This is a genomic window from Pantoea sp. EABMAA-21 (genome assembly GCF_030053335.1).
Lineage (GTDB): Bacteria > Pseudomonadota > Gammaproteobacteria > Enterobacterales > Enterobacteriaceae > Pantoea > Pantoea communis.
On sequence record NZ_JASGBX010000004.1, the window covers coordinates 157133 to 177297 of the forward strand.

The window sequence follows — 20165 nt, forward strand, 5'->3', positions numbered from 1 at the left end:
TTTTATGTCAGGCCGCATTAGCCGTCTCGCTGGCACATGCTCGCAGCCACAGTTGTTCAGCCTGAGAATTTTGCAGAATCGGTTGACGATAGAGCCGAATCGCCAGCGACATATCCCAGCTGCTGTCATCGGCGCGCACTAAACTGCCGCTGGCCAGTTCTTCATGTACCAGACTCAATGGCAACCACGCCACGCCGCCACCGGCCAGGACCATGGCTTTGAGATTCACCGACATACCATTTTCATATACCGCTTCAAGAGCAAGCGGGCGTTTGCTGAGCATTTGCGCCAGCGCATGAGCAAAGAAGGTATGTTGTCCATAACTCAACCACGGAATCGGACCGCCATCCGCGCGCACCGGATAGAGTGGCTTGCCACTGCTATCCGGGCGACACACGGCAATGGCACGCTCACGGCCCAGTTGCACCATGGGATACGCCGCCAGCTGATGTATTAGCGACACCGCATCGTGCGCGTAAGTCAGTAGAAAATCGGTTTCACCGCTGTGTAAGGTGGAGATGTGCTCAGCGAAAGTCGGTTTTTGATTACACAGGCGGATATAGCTGAGATTGGGCTGCAGATTTAATCGCTGTATCCAGTCAGGGAAGAACGTCAGAGAAAGGGTATTTAGCATCGCAAAGCGTAATACCGCAGTGCGCGAACTGTAGCGCTGGTGCAGATCATTGCGCAGATGCGACATGGAAAATACCGTTTCGCTGGTGGTCGCGAGGAAGGTTTGTCCCTCTGGCGTGAGCGTAACCGGATAGGTTTTACGATCGAATAACGGCACACCCAGCCACTCTTCCAGTTGCCGGATGCGCCGACTGAGCGCCGATTGCGTGATATGCCGCTCATCCGCGGCACGGGTAAAACTATAACAGCGTGCAACACTGAGAAAATCTTCAAACCATTTCAATTCCATAGCAAAGACCTCTTTGGATGAATGGGAAAGCAACGTCAGCGGTGGGAAACCTTTTGTTACACGCAAGAAACGCGCCAGGCTTAATTACGGCGGTACAGGCACTGGCACAGCCACGACGCCGTCTTAAACGTTTAAGATGGAGCAACCACTGCACTCGTGGGGTGCAGAGGATTTGCCCTGATGATGGCTGGAGATTGGCAAAGTCGATTTGACCAGGCGACAATAAAGGCCTTTGAAATTTAAGCGATGAAATGAATCTATGAATGCCCATATTGAATCTGTTGAGCTGGAAAAAGCCTATCGCCTGATCAACCATGGCCCAACGACATTGGTTTCCTCCCGCCATGACGGGATTGACAATGTGATGTCTGCATCCTGGGTATGTGGATTAGAGTTCAAACCGGCAAAATTGACGGTTGTGCTGGATAAATCCACCTTCACGCGTAAGTTGATTGAGCAAAGCCTGAAATTCGTTATACATGTCCCAACCGTCAGCCAGGCGCAGATGGTTCATTATCTCGGTACGCATTCCCGCGCTGAGCAGTCAGATAAGCTAGCCACAGCTGGCGTCGAGTTCTTCCAGTTACCGGAAAGTCATCTCCCTTTGGTGGTTGGCTGTGCGGCTTGGTTGTACTGCGAGTTGATACCTATCGAACAAAATCAGATCGACCACGATTTGTTCATCGGTGAAATCAAGGGTGCCTGGGCGGATAGCCGGGTGTTTAAAGAAGGGCGCTGGTTATTCGAGGACGCACCAGACGAGATGCGCAGTTTGCATTACATCGCCGGGAAACGTTTTTATAAAACGGGCTCACTGCTGGATGTCGAGTGAACCCGTCCAATTCATTCATTGAGTTTGGCCTGGCGCATGGGCATTTTATCAATGGTTGAGAGCAAAACCTCAGTATTCAGAGGTGTTGTTTCGCGTAGTTTCATTCCACCATCTTTTCCAACCAGCACCACTTCAAATCCTTTCGGATTGAGTTGTTTACGCAAAGTACCATTAGCTGTGGGTGAAGTATCACTGAACACAATGATATCGCGATCGGCCAATTCTGCTTTCTGCTTCTCCAGCATCGCTATCTGCGCGACATAAGCAGGATCTGTTTTTGATGGGGCGAAGATCACCAGAGGGCGATTGTGCCAGCGATATTGAGTGAGGTCTGAGACCTTCGGCGATAAAGGCTGGAACAGGGGCTCTTCAGCCGCACGAACGTTGTTAAGGCTCATTATTGAACAAATGGCCAACAGCAGCATTGGCGTCTTCAGCAGTAAATTCGTCTTCGACATGATGGTTTCCCCGGCAGGTTAAAGATCGCGTACTACCAAGGTTAGTGGAACCGCGCGCGTGCGTAGGTTACTTCACGTTTCTTTACCCACAGAGGTAAAAATGAAAACAAGAAATGTCTTTCGTGTTGCTAATGTCACCCGGAACTTAAGGCTTCGTATGTCACATTCTGATGTTTTTCTAAAGAAGAGAACAGGGCATATACATATGTCAAAGCTGGGCATATACTAGACATATGCTTAGTGATAAAGCTCAAAACATAAAGCCGGAGACGGCACCGTGCCGGAAGTCCGTTCAGGAGGATTGATCATGCGAACTGTTTCTGTATTTAAAAATGGCAATAACCGCGCCATTCGTTTGCCACGCGATATGGATTTTGAAGGGGTGAGTGAGTTAGAGATTGTCCGGGAAGGTGACAGCATCATACTGCGTCCCGTACGGCCGACCTGGGGCTCATTTATGCAGCTTGAGAAAGCGGACCCGGATTTTATGATGGATCGCGGGGATGTTGTCAGTGATGAGGGAAGATTTGATCTGTGAACAAAACCTACATGCTGGATACTTGTATATGTTCGTTCATTATGCGCGAGCAACCAGAGGACGTGATCAGACGGCTTGAACAAGCGGTGCTGCGCAACCATCGCATTGTAGTTTCGGCTATTACTTACGCAGAAATGCGCTTTGGTGCTATTGGAAAGAAAGCCTCGCCGCGTCATGGTCAACTGGTTGACGAATTCTGCGCCCGACTTGATGCGATTGTGCCCTGGGATCGGGCGGCGGTGGACGCCACCGCTGTAATTAAGGCCACCCTAAGCGCAGCCGGAACACCGATAGGCCCAAATGACACGGCGATTGCCGGCCATGCCATTGCGGCCGGCGCTATCTTGGTGACAAATAATACCAGGGAATTTGCGCGGGTGCCGGGTTTGGTGCTGGAAGACTGGGTGAAGTAAGCCGCTTATCAATCTCGGAAAGTACCTGAAGCATTTCTGCGGTAATTTGTGGGCAAAACCCACGTAATTTTCACGTAGCAGCGTCAGTATGTGGTGGCGCAGACTCTCATCGATGAGATGTGTGCCGGGCTTTCCACGCCGTGCATCGATAAGACCGGCTGCACCAGACTCGCGGTAGCGCTGAAGCAGGCGACGACAATGCCGGTCGGAAATACTGAGACGCTCAGCAGCGAGGTGGGTTGTCAGCCGCCGGTCGACAACGTACTGAATAACTTTGACGCGGTTAATCTCTTTCAACGTAAATACCCCTGAGCTATCTGCGATCACGGCAAGCCTCCCGGTAGTTTTACTGACTGAAAACGACTCTGTGAGAGGTACCATAACGCGGTCATGTTTATTGAGCCACAAGCGGACATTACTATTGGGGTGCTACAATCAAAGTGCGCATAATCATGATTATGTTAAATTGGATTTTTTGATGCACACCACACATCATGCTGGGCTTTCTGATGCTCACTTCCTTACGGCGCCAATTCTCGCTCATCAGATTTATTCCACAAATGCATAAAATTTTCTTTACTCAGCTTATGACAGTTACATGAATCCTGTAATATCCCTATCCACTCTGCCCACCTTTTCAGCATGCACAAAGAGTATCAATGCGTAAAAGTGTCCTCTCAGATAGCACCCCTCGTCTGCTAAAGACTTCTCTTGGAAGAAGTATGGCCGTATTTCTGCTTTCCATCAGTTTACTGGTGGTGGCTATTAATGCCTGGTCTCTTTGGCACTCCTGGCAGCAACACCTGGCAGAAAAAGAAGAGGATGCACGCAATCTCTCGCTCTCATTAGCCAAACAAGCTGAAGATGCCTTTTTACAGGTTGATATTACCCTCGCGGATGCTGTGCGCCAGTTACGTCAAAACGGCAACAGCTTTGCTGCAACACCGCAGTTCCTGCATCAAATCAAAGACCAGCAGAGCAAGCTCCCTCAGCTGCACGGATTGTTTGTTTACGACACCGAGGGACATTGGGTGGCTTCATCTGGCAACTTCACGCCGACCAATGCCAGTAACGCCGATCGTGATTACTTTGTCTGGCATCGGACGCATCCCAGTCTGGATATCCATATCAGCCATGTCATCCGCAGTCGCTCCACCGGTGATCTGGTGATTCCTGTTTCGGTACGCCTAAATGATAATGCGGGGAATTTTGCTGGTGTCGCCCTTGCGACGGTCAAAGTGGATTATTTCCGGCAGTACTACAGCTACTACACGCTTGGCGATAAAGATGCGTTGGGATTGATCCTGGCGGATGCCACGGCCCTCTACATCCGCCCTTTCCCTGATACTTATATTGGCCGAACCCTATCCGCCAGCCCGCTGTTTCAAACCGAGCTGAAATCCGCTTCAAGTGGCAGTGCAACCTGGCGTTCAACGCTCGACGGTGTTGAACGTGTGTTCGGCTATGCTCGACTAGAGCGTTATCCACTGATTGTGACGGCTGGCTATGACCGTGACCGGCTTCGCATGGAGTGGATGACGGCCAACCTGACGAATGTTTTGCTCAACATTGTGCTGCTCTTAACCATTACCGGCATGGGCGTTTTTGTATTGCGTCAGGTGGGTACCAATGTGCGTAATCAAATTGAACTGACCCATGTTCGTGATGAACTGACCACCATCAACCATACGCTGCAATCCCTGGCGTTGGTCGATGGTTTGACCGGGCTGGCGAATCGCCGTCAGTTCGATGCTCTGCTGGAGCAAGCCCTGCTTCGTTCAGAAAAGCACGCTGAGCCGCTCTCGCTGGTGATGATCGATATCGATTATTTCAAACGCTATAACGACACCTACGGGCATGTTGCGGGTGATGAGTGTTTGCAGGATGTCGGCCTGGCGTTAAAGGATAGCGTGCATTATCAAGGCGATATCGTGGCACGTTATGGCGGTGAAGAGTTTGCGATCATTCTGCCCAGCACCTCAGCCTTAGATGCCAAAAAAGTGGCGGAGCGCGCGGTCAGATTTGTTGCAGAAACCGGCATTGCACATGAAAGCTCAGATGTTCCAGCTGGCGTAGTGACCATCAGCGCTGGCTACAGCACGCTGACGTCAACTGGTAAAACCGGCGAAGCAGACCAGCTGAAACAGGACGCCGACAAAGCCCTTTATCTGGCAAAACGCAGCGGGCGTAATCAAATTAAGCCCTGATGTTCGCTATCAGTGCGCTCTATTTCTTCACGCTGAGAGACAGGTGTTTAGCGAGCAAAAACGGCCTTAAATAGCCAACAGCATTGGATAGCGGCAATACATCGGCATTGAGTTTAATGCCGATTTCATCGCGCAGGTAATCACGTCGACATGTAATTCGCTGCCAAAGTTTCGGATACGCTTCAGCGATCTTAGCCTGAAGTGATGAATCGGCCAACGCAACACACTCTTCTGCGCTGACACCGTTATAGCCCGGTACCGATGGAATGATATCGAGCTGCAAGATCATGCCACTTCTCAACAGTTCGCCGGAATTTGGGTAAACCGGCGATGACATCCACTCTTCATCAGCAACCAGATGGCCGGGATTGAGATGCCAGCCATATCGGGTTTTGGGCAGTACATTTTCGATCACGTGATAAAGCTCACCGCCAGACATACCCACGCGGATATTTTCCAGCCAGGCTACCTGTGCAGAGAAGTAGGGTTTAGCGATTCTGTCTAACCAATCTTTCTGAGCGTCAGGCAGTTCAGCAGGACTGGCGATAACGAAAGCAGCTCTGCTGGACAAGCCACCTTTAAATCCTGTGGTCAGCGACAAAGGATCGCCGTGCTGCACCCTTTTGTATGTTGGATAAAGGTTAGCATGATCGAAGCGGACGCCGGTGGCAGCGATGGAGACCACCGTATTGTATTGGCCTTCCGCCGTCAGAAGCGCGCCCAAATCAATTTCCCGCACTCCTACTTCCACCGCGTCCATCGCCTTAAGAATACAGTTAGATGCCAGATTGGCCCCATACTCATAATGCGCGATTTCATTGGCGTTGTTGGTCACTCTTGCACCGCCAGCGCCGCTAATAAATAAGTGCGCTGCATTTAACAGTTCAGCCTCTTTTTTCAGCGTGCGTTGCAACGCATCAACAATAAAATAAGGTACATCGAAATAGGCAGAACCATTGCCTGCGGCTGGGGTGAACATTTTCCATCCCACCAGGCCTACTTTACTTTTGTTACTCAAGCCGGCAGATGCCAGAAGGTTTTCAAGCGGTGTTTCATGATCCATTGGCTGGTTAGGCAGCGAAAACAACGGGCAGTGAAGCAACGTGACAGGTACGCGTGAAAAGCGAGCCAGTTTGAGATTCTCATTCCCGAGAATAGCGGTACATTCTCCACTGGCATCAACGATCAACAGCCCCTCTTCAAAACGCGGGATGAACCCTGTTAAGTATTCAAAATTCCCGCCGTGTTCTTTGTCTGCATAAATGACCAGCGCATCAAAACCGACCTCGACCATCCTTTGCATAACCTTATTTTTTCGCTCCAGCATAGTCTTGTCGGTGAGGAAAACGGGTTCAACCTGGGTAAATTTTATCGGGGCTTTAGTCGGGCCAAGCTGAATTGGGGGAGACATCATGATGAATGACCTCAGGTTAACGTGTTTAAGGCTGGAGTGGCGGAAACTGATTGCCGCAGGATTAAGCAAGGTAGCACCTGTTGATTTTAATTGTGCACGGATAATGTCTTTACCGATTCCTTTCTCACCTCAGACACACATATTTTGTGTGAGGCCACCCTCAATTTCTTCACTCAATGCTGGTTAAGCAAGAAGCTCAAGGCGCAGAATGGAATATATAACCGTTAATGAATATATATTCAGTCCATCATTGTAGCGCCTCGGATTACCCTAATCCCTAAGGAGAATGTCTTATGAGTGGTTACACCTACCCGAAATTTGGTGCCGGTTTGTGGCATTTTGCTAACTACATAGACCGTTATGCCGTCGACGGATACGGTCCGGCGCTCAGCACGCTAGACCAGATCAAACTGGCTGGCAGTGTTGAAGACTTATCGTATGTTGATGTGCCCTATCCCTTTACTGAAGGTGTTACCGTTGCCCAGGTTAAAGAAGCCTTAGACCAGGCTGGGCTGAAAGCGATTGGCGTGACGCCTGAAATCTATCTGCGCCGCTTTTCTCGCGGTGCCTTTACTAATCCTGATCCCGCACTGCGCAAACAGGCCTTCGACCTGATGCATGAAGCGGCCACAGTCGTGCGAGAATTGGGTGCTAATTATGTGAAAATCTGGCCGGGACAAGATGGATGGGATTACCCCTTCCAGGTTGATCATAAAAATCTTTGGAAACTGGCGGTTGATGGCATGCGCGAACTGGCGAGTGCCAATCCTGATGTCAAATTTGCCATCGAGTACAAACCGCGTGAACCACGCGTTAAAATGACCTGGGATTCCGCTGCGCGCACCTTGTTGGGGATCGAAGATATCGGCCTCGATAACGTCGGCGTGTTGCTGGACTTTGGCCACGCGCTATTTGCCGGTGAATCACCAGCGGACTCAGCCCAGTTGATAATTGACCGCGGCAGGCTGTTCGGTATGGACGTGAATGACAACCTACGTGGCTGGGATGACGATCTCGTTGTCGGCACAGTGCACATGACAGAAATTTTTGAGTTCTTTTATGTACTCAAAATCAATAATTGGGATGGCGTATGGCAGCTAGACCAATTCCCCTTCCGTGAAGACCATGTTGAAGCCGCCAATCTGTCGATTCGATTCCTGAAGCATATTTACCGTGCACTGGATAAGCTGGATATTGCCGCGTTGCAAGCGGCGCAAAGTGAACAAAATCCACTCAAAGCCCAGAAAATCATTCAAAATGCGCTGTTAAGCAGTATTGAAGACTAGCCCTGTTGTGCCCGGCACTTTTTTGGCCGGGCAACCTCAATACGCCCCACGCACGTCACCACCTAAATTCTCGTACGTAATTGCTTGTTATAAAGGTTGGGTAAAACAAGCTGCATCCGAATTACAGCAATCTTGAAGCCTCCCTACTACGTGTGGACGTGAAAAGCATTCGCGAAAAAATCTATGAGCAGAAGTGTTATGGCTCAAGGGGTTGGCTGTGCATCCTGAACGAACTTGGGTTGTTGAAGCAATATCGGGTTATCTCTCACCAATGCCGGCAGTGCTCTCGATTCACGCCAGATAAACGCGATGCTGTAGTTTATCAATACCTTTGTAATCTTTAACTGCCCTACGATGACAGATCTTTAGATGCGCGCGATAAACTGCTGTTTAGCTTCAATCGACGCAGTGGCTTACTGATGCGCATCTTTCAGAGACTCTATTGGATGTTGTAACTTAAGCCCGTAATAAACAAGCGGAGCATTGCCAGAAAAAATTTGCACCCGGTAGCATTTCTATTCTCTTGTTAGGATGCTTCGCCCAAATTTTGTGATCCAGATGAAGGAATCAATTTTTAGCGCGTTGACTAATTTCTAGCCTCATCTGAAAGTAATGTTACGCGCTCAGGGTCACAGCGAAAAATATACACAGCACTGTGTGTTGATACGCAATTTATTGCACCCGGGTGCACAAATACCCCATCCACCTTACAGAGATACAAACATGAATATAATTAAAGCAATAATAATCGCCTGTGGTTTACTCAGTGTGTTTGTCGTGCAAGCCAAAACGTATATGGTGGGCGTTGCTCTGGCTAATCTGGATCTTGACTTTGTTTCAATCCTGCGCAGTCAAATGGAAACGCAGTTGAAAGAGAAAGGATTGAATAGCCAGTTTGCCGATGCCAAAGGCGATGTTTCACTGCAAATCCAGCAGGTTGATGATTTTATTAATCAGGGTGCCGACGCGATTATCGTGAACCCGGTAGACACGCAAGGTGTTATGCCTGTGATTGCTGCAGCAAAGAAAGCCAATATCCCTCTGATTTTCGTCAACCGTAAACCTGAAGTGCCCCTGAGCGGTAAGATGGCTTACGTTGGCTCCGACTCTGCTTTGAGTGGAAAAATGGAGATTGAAGCGCTGGCAAAACGCATGAACAACCAGGGGAACATCGCCATCCTGATGGGTTCACTCTCTACCGAGGAAGCGCGCCAACGCACTAAAGCCGTTGAAGATTATGTCAGCGCTCATCCAGGTCTTAAAGTCATTCAAAAGCAGACCGCTAACTGGCAACGCAATGAAGCCGTCGATAAAACCCTCTCCTGGCTACAGGATGGCAATTCGATCAACGCCATTGTTGCTAACAATGATGAGATGGCAATTGGTGCGATTATGGCACTGGATCAGTTGAAGAAGAGCGATGTGTTAGTGGCTGGCATTGATGGCACACCGGATGGTTTGCAATTCATCAAGAATGGCAAAATGGCGGTGACCATTTTCCAGGATGCGAAAGGCCAGGCCATTGGCGCAGTTAATGTGGCAAGCGATATGCTGACCGGCAAAAAAACCGAAGCCTATAACTGGGTGCCCTATCAGACCGTCACGAAGGAAAATTACCAGGCCCTCAGTGACAAGAATCAAAAGTGAGATGATGGCGGTCGACAGGGCCGCCAGTTACACGGATGATGATGGCCCCCCTTTTTTTGGCGTGAAAGCTCCATGTGCCAACGCTGTTCATTCATACCCTGCACGGAATTTCATCCACTTACTGAGTTAGTTTCGCAAGCAAAAAAAGCAGCCCATCGATTGTAATGATAACTATTCGCAGTTAGTATCAGCTCAACTTTACATTTGACACACTTTGACATCATGTTGCCCGCTGCCACTTCCTCTGCTGCGCCTTCGCTTGCGACATTCTATGCCGATAACTGCGGCTGGCTGACGCAATGGCTCACTGCAAAGCTGCGATCCGCTTTTGATGCGGATGACGTCACGCAAGATACTTTCATGCGCCTGATGAGCGGCAACAATCTCTCCGAAGTGCGCGATGCCAAATCTTTCCTGTGTACCATTGCCAAACGCGTGATGGTCGATCGTTTTAGACGTCATGCGCTGGAAAAAGCTTATCTGGAGATTCTCAGCCAACTGCCGGAAGCGGTAACGCCCTCACCCGAGTTACAACAGAGTCAGCTGGAAACGCTGCAACTCGTGGATCAGATGCTGGATGGACTGGGTAACAAAGCACGTCAGGCATTTCTGCTGTCACAGTTGGATAACCTCACCTACGCCGAAATCGCACAGCAGCTTTCGGTGTCTGTTAGTTCAGTGAAAAAGTATATGGCAAAAGCCACCGAGCACTGTCTGCTGTTTCGCCTTGAGCACGGTATCTAAATCATGTCATCCCTCACGACTGAACAACGTCAGGCTCTGCGTAACGCCTCACACTGGTATGCCGTGTTAAGCGGCGAACGTGTCAGTCCGCAGCAGGAAGAAAAGTGGCAGCAGTGGGTCGATGCTAATCATGAAAATCAGTGGGCATGGCAGCAGGTGGAAAATCTGCGCCAGCAAATGCAGACCATGCCAGGCAATATTGCCAGCAAAACGCTGCATGATTCTCAACTGACCCGACGCCACGTTCTGAAGGGCTTACTGCTCGCTGTGGGAGCTGGCGCGAGCTGGCAACTTTGGCAAAGTGACCTTTCCACTGGCATCCGCGCTGACTATCACACGGCGAAAGGCGAAATTCGCCAGTTCCCATTAAAAGATGGCAGCTTGCTCACGCTGGACACCGCTTCCGCCGCTAATGTGCGTTATGACGATAACGAGCGGCATATTGATTTGCTGTTTGGCACTCTGGCGCTCACCAGTGGCAAGGATGCGCTGAAGCGCCCGCTTCGTGTTTATACCCCACAAGGACAACTCACTGCGCTGGGTACCGAATTTAGCGTGGAGCAGCAAGATAATCTCACCCTGCTGAGGGTGAACCAACATGCCGTGGCAGTGCGATTGGCACAGCAACCGGATCAGATCATGATCGTGCAGCAAGGTGAGATGCTGAGTTTCAGCGCTAACGCCTTCGATGCAGTGCAAAAGGTTGACGAAAAACTGCAATGGACACGTGGCCTGTTGAGTGTCAGCGATCGTCCGCTCGGCGAAGTCATCGCGCAACTGGCACGTTATCGCCAGGGCATTTTGCGCTGTGATCCTCAAGTCGCTCAGTTGCGCGTCAGTGGAACCTATCCTCTGTTGCAAAGCGATGTTGCGCTCAATGCTTTGCAACAAACGCTGCCCATTTCCCTGCAACGCGTTACGCGCTATTGGGTCACGGTGAAGGCCCGATAATTTTTTTATAAAAAATGTCTCCGGGGATTGTCCCTTTTCTGCCGCTCATACGACTTCTCTCTGAATACAGCAAAACAATGATAATTTTTGGAGACGTTATGACGGTTTCACGTGCCTCTTCACTGCGCGCATTGTCCAAAGCCAGCCCGCTGGTAATGGCTATTCGCCTGAGTTTGTTACCTTTGGCTTGTTTCACACCAGGCATCGCTCAGGCTGCAGCGCCAGCCACCGCGCATTATGCCATTCCTGCGGGTCCTCTTGATGCCGCGTTGAATCAGTTTGCGGCCTCAGCGGGTATTACGCTGTCACTGGATGCCGAGCTAACTCGCGGAAAAAAGAGTCCCGGCTTACAGGGCGACTATACGATTAATGATGCGTTCACCCATTTGCTGCAAGGCAGCGATCTTCAGGCTAATGGCCTCGGCGCAAATGTATGGACTGTCAAACCGCTCGGTCACACCGTGGGTGAACCCAGTCTGACCGTAGTAGGCGACTGGTTAGGTGATGCGCGTGAATCTGACGTATTCGAACATGCCGGTGCACGCGATGTGATCCGTCGCGAGGATTTCGCCAAAAACGGTGCCGCCAGCATGCGCGAAGTGCTTAACCGTATTCCGGGCGTCAATGCGCCGGAGAATAACGGTACCGGCAGCCACGATCTGGCGATGAACTTTGGTATCCGTGGCCTCAATCCTCGTCTCGCCAGCCGATCAACCGTGCTGATGGATGGCATACCAGTGCCCTTCGCACCTTACGGACAGCCGCAACTCTCTCTCGCTCCGGTTTCACTGGGCAATATGGATGCTATTGACGTGGTGCGCGGCGGCGGTGCAGTACGTTACGGGCCACAAAGTGTCGGCGGCGTGGTCAACTTTGTGACGCGTGCCATCCCTGAGCATTTTGGTATCGAAGCCGGCGTTGAAGGCCAGCTCAGCCCCACCTCCTCACAAAATAACCCAAAGGAAACCCATAATCTTCTGGTCGGCGGAACGGCTGACAACGGTTTTGGCAGCGCGCTACTTTATTCGGGCACCCGAGGCAGTGACTGGCGAGAACACAGTGCCACACGTATTGATGATGTGATGTTGAAAAGCCGTTATGCGCCGAATGAAGTCCATACCTTCACCAGCCTGTTGCAATACTACGATGGTGAAGCCGATATGCCGGGCGGCCTGTCGCGCGCGGATTATAATGCCGATCGCTGGCAATCCACCCGTCCTTATGACCGCTTCTGGGGGCGTCGTCAGTTAGCCAGCCTGGGCTATCAGTTCCAACCCGATCAACAGCATAAATTCAACATTCTTGGTTTCTACACCCATACCTTGCGCAGCGGCTATCTCGAACAAGGGTCGCGTATCACCCTATCACCGCGTGAGTACTGGGTGCGCGGCATTGAGCCACGCTACAGCCAGAGCTTCAATCTTGGCCCTTCTGCCCATGAAGTCGGCGTCGGTTATCGCTATGTCAGCGAATCCGGTCATGAAATGCGCTATTACACCCCAACCGTGAGTGGTGAATTGCCCTCTACTGCCAGCTCTTACGATCGCGACACGCGTTCTGGTACCGAAGCGCACGCCTGGTATCTTGATGACCGCATTGATATTGGCAACTGGACCATCACGCCAGGGATGCGTTTCGAGCACATCAGCTCCTATCAACGCAATGCCATTCGCGGCACTCAGCAGGACGTCAGTTATAACGCGCCACTGCCTGCATTGAATGTGCTTTATCACCTGACCGACAGCTGGAACCTCTACGCCAACACCGAAGGCTCCTTCGGTACAGTGCAATATAGCCAGATTGGTAAAGCCGTAGAGAGTGGCAGCGTTGAACCTGAGAAAGCACGCACCTGGGAGATCGGTACGCGCTTTGATGACGGCGCGCTGACGGCCGAAATGGGCTTGTTCCTGATTAACTTTAACAATCAGTACGACTCAAATCAGACTGACGATTCTGTGACGGCTCGCGGGAAAACCCGTCATACCGGCCTGGAATCGCAGGTACGTTATGACCTTTCCGCCCTGAAGCCTGCGCTGGAAAACGTCTCAGTTTATGCCAGCTACACCTACGTGAATGCCGAAATCCGTGAAAAAGGCGATACCTATGGTAATCAGGTACCGTTCTCACCGCGTCAGAAAGGCACGCTTGGCATTGACTACAAACCGGGCAACTGGACCTTCAACCTCAACAGTGATTTCCAGTCCAGCCAGTTCGCTGATAACGCCAATACCGTTCAGGAGAGTGCTGATGGCAGCACCGGCCGCATTCCCGGCTTTATGCTGTGGGGAGCGCGTGCCAATTATGATTTCGGCCCACAAATGGCCAACCTCAATCTGGCCGTTGGCGTGAAAAATATGTTCGATCAGGACTATTTCACTCGATCGTATGATGACAACAACAAAGGCCTGTACGCTGGACAACCGCGCACCTTCTATTTGCAGGGTTCACTCAAGTTCTGATAAGCCATTTATAACCGGGCAGCCCTTGGGCTAGCCCGGTTTTTTGCTTTGTGGAGATGTCACTATGCAACAATTATTTCGCTGGCTGATGATGGGATGTTTCTTCGCATCGGCTTTAAACGCGCACGCTGTCACGGTGCAGGATCAACATGGGACTTTCACCATCGAGAAGGTTCCTCAGCGCATTGTGGTACTGGAGTTATCCTTTGCGGATGCCCTCGCGGCAGTGGCAGTGAGCCCGGTGGGCATCGCTGATGACAATGATCCGCAGCGTCTGCTGCCAGAAGTCCGTCAGCAGCTGCAACCCTGGCAATCCGTTGGCCTGCGGGGACAGCCAAGTCTTGAAGCCATTAGCGCCCTACATCCTGATCTGATTATTGCTGACAGCAGCCGCCACGCCACGATTTATGCCTCACTGCAGCGCATCGCCCCGGTTTTATTACTGCAATCGAGGAATGAAACTTACGCGGAAAACCTGCAATCTGCCGCGATCATTGGCGATGTGGTTGGGAAACATACTGAAATGCAGCAGCGTTTGGCATTGCATCAGCATCGTATGCATGACGCCGCCGCAAAATTGCCGCCAAATACCTCGGTGCTGTTTGGCACTTCACGTGAAAACCAGTTCACTTTGCACTCCTCAGCCAGTTATACCGGAGGCGTGTTAATGGCGTTAGGAATTCTGGTGCCCCAGCCTGTCAATCACACGCCGATGACCGTGCTCAGCCTGGAGCAGTTGCTGGCGATTAATCCTGATTGGTTACTGGTGGCGCACTATCGCGATGAAAGTATAGTGAAAAAATGGCAGCAAGATCCGTTGTGGAGCCTGATCAAGGCTGAACAGCAGCATCATATCCGCGCAGTGGACAGCAACAGCTGGGCGCGCGCACGCGGATTGTTTGCCGCGGAAAAAATTGCCAGTGACGCCGTCACGTTATTGACTGCGCCATGACACAATTTCAACGCTGGTTAATCAGCCTGCTGGCATTGGGCACCGCGTTTTGGTTCAGCCTGATAAGTTTTGCCGCGCTACCGATATCCGCGCAGGCGGCCTGGCATGCACTGCTGCCAGGAGACGCGCACAGTGTGGCGGAAGCCCTGGTTTATAACCTTCGCCTGCCGCGTACGCTGGTGGCCATCATGTTGGGAGCCAGTCTGGCGTTGGCTGGTGCGCTGTTGCAGGTGCTGACCCACAATCCGCTGGCCTCACCGGCTATTCTTGGCATCAACAGCGGTGCGGCTCTGGCGATTGCGCTGACGTCTGCATTTAGCCCGATTGTGTTGCAGGGCTATCCGCTTTCGATCATCGCGGCTACGGGGGGTGGGTTGAGCTGGCTGTGCGTCAGTGCAGCAGGCCGAGGAAGTAACCAGCACACCGACCGCCAGCGGCTGATCCTTGCTGGCATAGCCCTTTCTGCGTTTTGCATAGCGTTAACGCGTGTGACGCTGCTGCTGTCAGAAGATCACGCCTTTGGCATTCTTTACTGGCTGGCTGGCGGTATTTCCCATGCGCGATGGCAACAAGTCTGGTTACTGCTGCCGTTTGTCGGTTTCCTGACGCCGTTAATTTTATTACAGGCTCGTGCGCTCAATCTGCTCGGCATCGGTGATGAGGCTGCTCATGCGCTGGGGGTGAATTTGTATCGCCTTCGACGACTCCTCAGCGTGGCACTGCTGATACTAGTGGGCGCCTGTGTGAGTGTAGCCGGGCCGTTAGGCTTTATCGGGTTGTTGGTTCCTCATCTGGCGCGGGCGTGGATTGGGCATGATTTACGCATCATGTTGCCGATGTCGATGATCCTCGGCGCGTTGATTTTGTTAATGGCGGATATCGCCGCCCGGTGGTTAGCCTGGCCCGGTGAAATACCCGCTGGCGTGGTGCTGGGATTGATTGGCGCGCCGGGATTTGTCTGGCTGGCGCGGAGACGCCATTCATGAGTGCACGCTTAGTATTCTGTTTACTGTTGGCGGGGATGATAGTCGCCGCGCTGTTCAGTTTGAAACTCGGCGTGCAAGGCATGAGCTGGACGGTGTTTTGGCAATCATGGCATTCCGCTGGCGATGCCCACTATGCCGTGTTCGAATATCGTTTGCCGCGCCTGGTGCTGGCGGTTTTGGTGGGGGCGGCGCTGGCCGTTTCCGGTGTTCTGGTACAGGGCATCATTCGCAATCCCCTGGCTTCACCGGACATTCTCGGCGTCAACCATGCCGCGAGCCTGGCTACGTTGTCAGTGCTGCTGCTCTTCCCTGCGCTTCCTGGCTTCTTGCTGCCCCTGTTTGCCTTCGGCGGTGGATGTCTGGCGTTACTGATATTACGCATGCTGGTGAATTTCTCGACACCTTTACGTCTGGCAGTGGTTGGCATCGCGCTGGCGGCTTGCTGGGCAAGTTTGACGGATTACCTGATGTTATCGCGCCCGCAGGATGTCAACATGGCGCTGCTTTGGCTGACTGGCAGCTTGTGGGGACGTGACTGGTCGATGGTTACGCTGGCATTGCCTATCCCACTGTTGCTGCTGGGCAGCCTGCGTTTTACGCGCGATCTTGATCTGCTGGCCCTCGGCGATGAACGCGCCGCCACCCTCGGCTTCGGCCTGGCGTCCGTTCAGCGTTGGGCTTTAATCATCGCCGTGGCGCTGGCGGCGATCGGCGTGGCGATCTGTGGGCCAATCGGCTTTATCAGCCTGGTGGTACCCCATGTGATGCGCCATTGGGTTGGCGGACGCCATCGCCACTTACTGCCGCTAGCGGCTATTGGTGGTGCATTGCTGCTGGTATTCGCTGATTTATTCGCACGCACTATTGCCCCCCCGATGGAACTGCCAGCAGGTGTGATTACAGCACTACTCGGTGCTCCCTGCTTTTTCTGGTTACTGATTAGGAAGCGCTAAATGCAACTCTCAACTCACGATCTCTGTATCGGTTATGGCAACAAACGCATCCTTCACCATTTGAATCTTGCGCTACCGAGAGGACAGATTAGCGCGTTGCTCGGTCCCAACGGCTGTGGCAAATCGACGTTGCTGAAAAGTTTTGCCCGATTACTTACCCCGCAGCAAGGCGAAATACGCATTAAACAGCAAGCTTTAACGTCTCTGACTTCTCGTCAACTGGCACGACATCTGGCGTTGTTACCGCAGCAGCATTTGATACCCGAAGGCATCAGCGTTGAAGAGCTGGTGGGATATGGACGCAGTCCGTGGCTGCCCTTCTGGGGCCGCCTGTTAGCCAGCGACAAAATGCAGGTTCAGCATGCGATGGATCGGATGGATATTGGTGACCTCGCGCGTCAACGGGTCACCGCTTTATCAGGAGGCCAACGCCAGCGGGTCTTTCTTGCTATGTTGCTGGCGCAAGATACGCCGCTGGTTTTACTCGATGAACCCACCACCTGGTTAGACATCAATCATCAGGTTGAGCTGATGAAATTGATGGGTGAACTCAAAGCACAGGGTAAAACCGTTATTACCGTGCTGCATGACCTTAACCAGGCCGGCCGCTATTGCGATCACCTGGTGTTACTGAAGCAGGGGCAGTTGGTGACTCAAGGCACACCGACAGAAGTATTGACGCCGCAGGTCTTACGCGAGGTTTTTCAGGTCGAAGCCAGCGTGGTGGCCGACCCATTGTGCGGCGCACCACTCTGTTTATTTCACGATGCTTAAATCAAGCGCCACCGAAGGTGGGCAGCCAGCCCACCCAGCTCAGTAACCAGGCGACGATATTCAGCACACCGAAAATCATCACCAGCACAATCGGAAGCGTGGAACGCGGCATCCCGGCAAAACGCTGTTGTGCTTTCCATGCCAGCATTGCCGGGATAAACACCGCCCAAAGCGTAGCAAACAGTCCTGCGAAGCCAATCGCAGCGACAAAGCCATGTGGCCAGAGTAATGACGCCATCAATGGTGGCAGAAAGGTCAGGCAGGCGGTTTTCAGCCGTGCAGCAGGAGAATTGCCCCAGCCTAAACGATCGGCGATGAAATCAAACAGACCGGCTGTAACGCCGAGAAAGGACGCAATCACAGCGAAATGCGAAAAGATCGACATCATCAATGCCAGTGCGCTGACGTGCAGATGATTGCTCAGCGCCGCCATTAGCGCGGCGATATCGCCACCCTGCTGCACGATTGCAGGAAATGCCGCGCGCGGCAAATTGCCCATGGTGCTGGTAACCCAGAACAGATAGAGTGCCAGCGACATTAGGGTACCGAGCACCAGCGCTTGAGTGATATGCCGTTTATTGCGGTGGTAATAACTCACCAGCCCGGTGATATTGCCGTGATAACCAAAAGACGCCAGACAAAACGGCAATACCCCGAGAGCATAAGGCCAATAGCTTTCCCCAACTGGCGCCGCGCTGATCAACGAAGGTAAACTGACCTGCGTCAGCAAACCACCAAAGAGCAGGATCAACAGCAGGATTTTCGCCAGTACGCAGAAGGTCATTAAACGACTCACGCCAGTGGTACCGAGCCACACCACGGCGGCAACGCAGAGCGTTAGCGTGATTTTCGCACCGGCGGTGGAGAGCGGCAGCCCCGCCAGATTGAGCGAGTGCTGATAAACCGGACCGCTGGCGGAGATGTAGGCATAAGTCAGGATGCCCAGCACAAACAGAATACTGAGACCGTTAAGCGTTGCCCAACCGCGACCCAGTAGATCTTTGGTTAAGGTGTCATAACCCGAACCCTGCGGATAATGCAGGCTGGTGCGCATAAACAGCAAACCTGATAGCAACATCGCGCCCCACGTCACCAATAACAGCAGCAGCGCCCAACCAAACCATGCACCGGCCATCACAATTGGCAAGGTGAACATACCCGCACCCACCACCGTGCCGCAGATAATCATCGCGCCCCACCAAACAGAGGGTTGGCGACGGCTCAAGGTTAAATCCGTCATTTTGTAAAATCCCTGCAAACATCAAAGGCGGCGATATTACACGGAAAGCGGCGTGAGGGAGAGGCAACGGCAGCAGGTCGTGACGCGCTGAGTGTCAGCGTAGGGTGACAGCGTCATTCGTTAGAGAGGTGTTCAGACTTGTTGTTGATGAATTCATCGAAACATTGGTAAGTGCTGGTATCAAATAACGAAATGGCCTCTACTTCATTCATTGGTATCACATGCCGGAAATGTTGCAGGTTCAATCCCTTTGAGTCCGCCGTAATCCCCTTCTTCAGATAGAGTTCGTAATAACGATGTTGTTCGTGATAATACAACGTGTCCTTATCCCGGTAGCCACTGATACAAGGGATGATAGACAGGTGCTGGGTGAGACTGTGCTCTATACGAGGTGCGGCGACATAACCAATGTAGACCTTGCGTGATTTAAGCGTAACGAAAATCAACATGTCCTCATCAATAGCCTGAACCAGCAGGGATTCAATCGCATCCAGGGCTGCCATTTCACGATAGGCGGCCTGACGGACGCGTTCGTCACGCAATGATTTTTGTGCGGCATCACCTGCCCTCCAGGCGATAAAACACCCTGCACACAAAGAGAGAATGAAAAACAGTGGATATGAGAGAGCCGTTTTGTTCGTTAACCACGAATAGAAGTCTTTGATGCCATAGGTGGACACAAACACATGGGGATTGAAATAATGAGACTAACAATGAGTAAAAACAGGTAGATGAACAGAACCAGGCAAAATCCCTGAATGACAAACTTGCAACCATGCATGGCAACATAAAAGTACGATGTCCAGCCATTAGTTCTGGCCTGGCGTATGCGTGATTTTGATAATGATTTTCTGTAAACCAAAAGCCACAGACCAATACAACCATAATCACCAACGGACCCATCGTTAATCCTTAACGTTTCGCGGCCAATTCCTTCATGCGAGCCTGCATGGAATCGCGGACCTGCGGATTACTCATATTTAACCAGGCATTACCGTTCGCATCAGTGATAATTTTACTGTCATTTGACTGCTCAATATCCTGCTGGTTGATTGATTGCATCAATCGCCCCGGCATGCTGAGAAAACGCTCCAGAAATTTTGGCATATGATCTCCTGACTTCACGAAGTTTAAACCGTCAACGGGCATCAACCGTTTCAACATGATGCCTCCTCAAAGTAAAAACTCAACCTTTCCTGAAATTTCGACATTTAAATGTGGGCAACATTCAATTCAAGTCTGAAAAAGTAGCCCTTTTAGAAGGCAAAACAAGCCATCTCGCTTTAAATGAACTGAATATTTATACAGCACTTAGCGGTGAATCTCCAACGATAAATCAAGCACACTTTCTGACGCTGGCTACTGACACGGGCGCACTTGGTGCGCCCG

At 51.7% G+C, this 20165-nt stretch carries 19 protein-coding genes and 1 pseudogene; 13 read left to right on the forward strand and 7 right to left on the reverse strand.

Going from position 1 to position 20165, the window contains the following annotated elements; translation table 11 throughout:
- Positions 1 to 7 precede the first annotated feature (7 nt).
- Positions 8 to 922, reverse strand: a complete 915-nt coding sequence (locus QMZ65_RS07965; protein ID WP_283215752.1) for a LysR family transcriptional regulator — start codon at positions 920 to 922, stop codon at positions 8 to 10.
- A gap of 259 nt (positions 923 to 1181) precedes the next feature.
- Between QMZ65_RS07965 and QMZ65_RS07970 the strand changes: the two genes are divergently transcribed.
- Positions 1182 to 1754: a flavin reductase family protein gene (locus QMZ65_RS07970; protein WP_097119180.1), complete on the forward strand. Its 573-nt coding sequence runs from the start codon at positions 1182 to 1184 to the stop codon at positions 1752 to 1754.
- An 11-nt stretch (positions 1755 to 1765) separates the two neighbouring features.
- On the opposite strand, the gene QMZ65_RS07975 is transcribed toward QMZ65_RS07970, so the two are convergent.
- Positions 1766 to 2212, reverse strand: a complete 447-nt coding sequence (locus QMZ65_RS07975) for a DUF4174 domain-containing protein (protein ID WP_283215753.1) — start codon at positions 2210 to 2212, stop codon at positions 1766 to 1768.
- Between the two features lie 307 nt (positions 2213 to 2519).
- Between QMZ65_RS07975 and vapB the strand changes: the two genes are divergently transcribed.
- Together vapB and QMZ65_RS07985 are read left to right on the forward strand one after the other, a co-directional pair.
- Positions 2520 to 2750 carry a type II toxin-antitoxin system VapB family antitoxin gene (gene vapB, locus QMZ65_RS07980; RefSeq protein WP_045815538.1) on the forward strand — a complete coding sequence of 77 codons (231 nt, stop codon included), beginning with the start codon at positions 2520 to 2522 and terminating at the stop codon, positions 2748 to 2750.
- Positions 2747 to 3163, forward strand: coding sequence for a type II toxin-antitoxin system VapC family toxin (locus tag QMZ65_RS07985; RefSeq protein WP_283215754.1), 417 nt, complete (start codon positions 2747 to 2749; stop codon positions 3161 to 3163). The genes vapB and QMZ65_RS07985 overlap by 4 nt, the downstream gene beginning before the upstream one ends.
- A gap of 158 nt (positions 3164 to 3321) precedes the next feature.
- Here QMZ65_RS07985 and QMZ65_RS07990 read toward each other — a convergent pair.
- Positions 3322 to 3490: pseudogene (locus QMZ65_RS07990) on the reverse strand (ISNCY family transposase); the annotation flags it as partial.
- Between the two features lie 395 nt (positions 3491 to 3885).
- Between QMZ65_RS07990 and QMZ65_RS07995 the strand changes: the two are divergent.
- Positions 3886 to 5370: a sensor domain-containing diguanylate cyclase gene (locus tag QMZ65_RS07995; RefSeq protein WP_283215755.1), complete on the forward strand. Its 1485-nt coding sequence runs from the start codon at positions 3886 to 3888 to the stop codon at positions 5368 to 5370.
- 19 nt (positions 5371 to 5389) lie between these two features.
- On the opposite strand, the gene QMZ65_RS08000 is transcribed toward QMZ65_RS07995, so the two are convergent.
- The gene (locus QMZ65_RS08000; protein WP_283215853.1) at positions 5390 to 6784 is read right to left on the reverse strand and encodes a M24 family metallopeptidase; all 1395 of its coding nucleotides are present in this window, start codon (positions 6782 to 6784) and stop codon (positions 5390 to 5392) included.
- Positions 6785 to 7077: 293 nt separating this feature from the next.
- Here QMZ65_RS08000 and QMZ65_RS08005 point away from each other — a divergent pair, with 293 nt between their 5' ends.
- The 9 genes from QMZ65_RS08005 to fecE all read left to right on the forward strand — a co-directional run bounded on the left by QMZ65_RS08005 (position 7078) and on the right by fecE (position 17536).
- Positions 7078 to 8070, forward strand: a complete 993-nt coding sequence (locus QMZ65_RS08005; RefSeq protein ID WP_097117921.1) for a sugar phosphate isomerase/epimerase family protein — start codon at positions 7078 to 7080, stop codon at positions 8068 to 8070.
- 723 nt (positions 8071 to 8793) lie between these two features.
- Positions 8794 to 9717 (forward strand): substrate-binding domain-containing protein, encoded by a 924-nt coding sequence (locus tag QMZ65_RS08010; RefSeq protein ID WP_283215756.1) that lies wholly within the window; start codon positions 8794 to 8796, stop codon positions 9715 to 9717.
- A gap of 222 nt (positions 9718 to 9939) precedes the next feature.
- Positions 9940 to 10461: a ferric citrate uptake sigma factor FecI gene (gene fecI / locus QMZ65_RS08015; protein WP_097117920.1), complete on the forward strand. Its 522-nt coding sequence runs from the start codon at positions 9940 to 9942 to the stop codon at positions 10459 to 10461.
- A 3-nt stretch (positions 10462 to 10464) separates the two neighbouring features.
- Positions 10465 to 11412, forward strand: a complete 948-nt coding sequence (fecR, locus tag QMZ65_RS08020) for a ferric citrate uptake sigma factor regulator FecR (protein ID WP_202404563.1) — start codon at positions 10465 to 10467, stop codon at positions 11410 to 11412.
- A 98-nt stretch (positions 11413 to 11510) separates the two neighbouring features.
- Complete coding sequence (gene fecA / locus QMZ65_RS08025) at positions 11511 to 13871, forward strand: TonB-dependent Fe(3+) dicitrate receptor FecA (RefSeq protein ID WP_283215757.1); 2361 nt, start codon at positions 11511 to 11513, stop codon at positions 13869 to 13871.
- 64 nt (positions 13872 to 13935) lie between these two features.
- Entirely contained in the window at positions 13936 to 14823 is an 888-nt protein-coding gene (locus QMZ65_RS08030; protein ID WP_176505745.1) for a Fe(3+) dicitrate ABC transporter substrate-binding protein, read from the forward strand.
- The gene (gene fecC / locus QMZ65_RS08035) at positions 14820 to 15809 is read left to right on the forward strand and encodes an iron-dicitrate ABC transporter permease FecC (protein ID WP_097117917.1); all 990 of its coding nucleotides are present in this window, start codon (positions 14820 to 14822) and stop codon (positions 15807 to 15809) included. The genes QMZ65_RS08030 and fecC overlap by 4 nt, the downstream gene beginning before the upstream one ends.
- On the forward strand, positions 15806 to 16762 hold the full coding sequence (gene fecD, locus QMZ65_RS08040) for a Fe(3+) dicitrate ABC transporter permease subunit FecD (protein WP_283215758.1): 957 nt from the start codon (positions 15806 to 15808) through the stop codon (positions 16760 to 16762). The genes fecC and fecD overlap by 4 nt, the downstream gene beginning before the upstream one ends.
- On the forward strand, positions 16763 to 17536 hold the full coding sequence (gene fecE / locus QMZ65_RS08045) for a Fe(3+) dicitrate ABC transporter ATP-binding protein FecE (protein WP_097117915.1): 774 nt from the start codon (positions 16763 to 16765) through the stop codon (positions 17534 to 17536). It abuts the gene before it with no gap.
- 1 nt (position 17537) lies between these two features.
- Here fecE and QMZ65_RS08050 read toward each other — a convergent pair whose 3' ends face one another.
- The 3 genes from QMZ65_RS08050 to QMZ65_RS08060 all read right to left on the reverse strand — a co-directional run bounded on the left by QMZ65_RS08050 (position 17538) and on the right by QMZ65_RS08060 (position 19940).
- Positions 17538 to 18776, reverse strand: a complete 1239-nt coding sequence (locus tag QMZ65_RS08050) for an aromatic amino acid transporter (protein ID WP_097117914.1) — start codon at positions 18774 to 18776, stop codon at positions 17538 to 17540.
- 113 nt (positions 18777 to 18889) lie between these two features.
- Positions 18890 to 19456 carry a hypothetical protein gene (locus tag QMZ65_RS08055; RefSeq protein WP_255253261.1) on the reverse strand — a complete coding sequence of 189 codons (567 nt, stop codon included), beginning with the start codon at positions 19454 to 19456 and terminating at the stop codon, positions 18890 to 18892.
- Positions 19457 to 19688: 232 nt separating this feature from the next.
- Entirely contained in the window at positions 19689 to 19940 is a 252-nt protein-coding gene (locus QMZ65_RS08060) for a hypothetical protein (protein WP_236699759.1), read from the reverse strand.
- Positions 19941 to 20165 lie beyond the last annotated feature (225 nt).

What these genes read in the sequence shown, in the direction of transcription:
- QMZ65_RS07965 (WP_283215752.1), bottom strand. Translation starts at nt 922, where the DNA reads ATGGAATTGAAATGGTTTGAAGATTTTCTCAGTGTTGCACGCTGTTAT.
- QMZ65_RS07970 (WP_097119180.1), top strand. Translation starts at nt 1,182, where the DNA reads ATGAATGCCCATATTGAATCTGTTGAGCTGGAAAAAGCCTATCGCCTG.
- QMZ65_RS07975 (WP_283215753.1), bottom strand. Translation starts at nt 2,212, where the DNA reads ATGTCGAAGACGAATTTACTGCTGAAGACGCCAATGCTGCTGTTGGCC.
- vapB (WP_045815538.1), top strand. Translation starts at nt 2,520, where the DNA reads ATGCGAACTGTTTCTGTATTTAAAAATGGCAATAACCGCGCCATTCGT.
- QMZ65_RS07995 (WP_283215755.1), top strand. Translation starts at nt 3,886, where the DNA reads ATGGCCGTATTTCTGCTTTCCATCAGTTTACTGGTGGTGGCTATTAAT.
- QMZ65_RS08000 (WP_283215853.1), bottom strand. Translation starts at nt 6,784, where the DNA reads ATGATGTCTCCCCCAATTCAGCTTGGCCCGACTAAAGCCCCGATAAAA.
- QMZ65_RS08005 (WP_097117921.1), top strand. Translation starts at nt 7,078, where the DNA reads ATGAGTGGTTACACCTACCCGAAATTTGGTGCCGGTTTGTGGCATTTT.
- QMZ65_RS08010 (WP_283215756.1), top strand. Translation starts at nt 8,794, where the DNA reads ATGAATATAATTAAAGCAATAATAATCGCCTGTGGTTTACTCAGTGTG.
- fecI (WP_097117920.1), top strand. Translation starts at nt 9,940, where the DNA reads ATGTTGCCCGCTGCCACTTCCTCTGCTGCGCCTTCGCTTGCGACATTC.
- fecR (WP_202404563.1), top strand. Translation starts at nt 10,465, where the DNA reads ATGTCATCCCTCACGACTGAACAACGTCAGGCTCTGCGTAACGCCTCA.
- fecA (WP_283215757.1), top strand. Translation starts at nt 11,511, where the DNA reads ATGACGGTTTCACGTGCCTCTTCACTGCGCGCATTGTCCAAAGCCAGC.
- QMZ65_RS08030 (WP_176505745.1), top strand. Translation starts at nt 13,936, where the DNA reads ATGCAACAATTATTTCGCTGGCTGATGATGGGATGTTTCTTCGCATCG.
- fecC (WP_097117917.1), top strand. Translation starts at nt 14,820, where the DNA reads ATGACACAATTTCAACGCTGGTTAATCAGCCTGCTGGCATTGGGCACC.
- fecD (WP_283215758.1), top strand. Translation starts at nt 15,806, where the DNA reads ATGAGTGCACGCTTAGTATTCTGTTTACTGTTGGCGGGGATGATAGTC.
- fecE (WP_097117915.1), top strand. Translation starts at nt 16,763, where the DNA reads ATGCAACTCTCAACTCACGATCTCTGTATCGGTTATGGCAACAAACGC.
- QMZ65_RS08050 (WP_097117914.1), bottom strand. Translation starts at nt 18,776, where the DNA reads ATGACGGATTTAACCTTGAGCCGTCGCCAACCCTCTGTTTGGTGGGGC.
- QMZ65_RS08060 (WP_236699759.1), bottom strand. Translation starts at nt 19,940, where the DNA reads ATGTTGAAACGGTTGATGCCCGTTGACGGTTTAAACTTCGTGAAGTCA.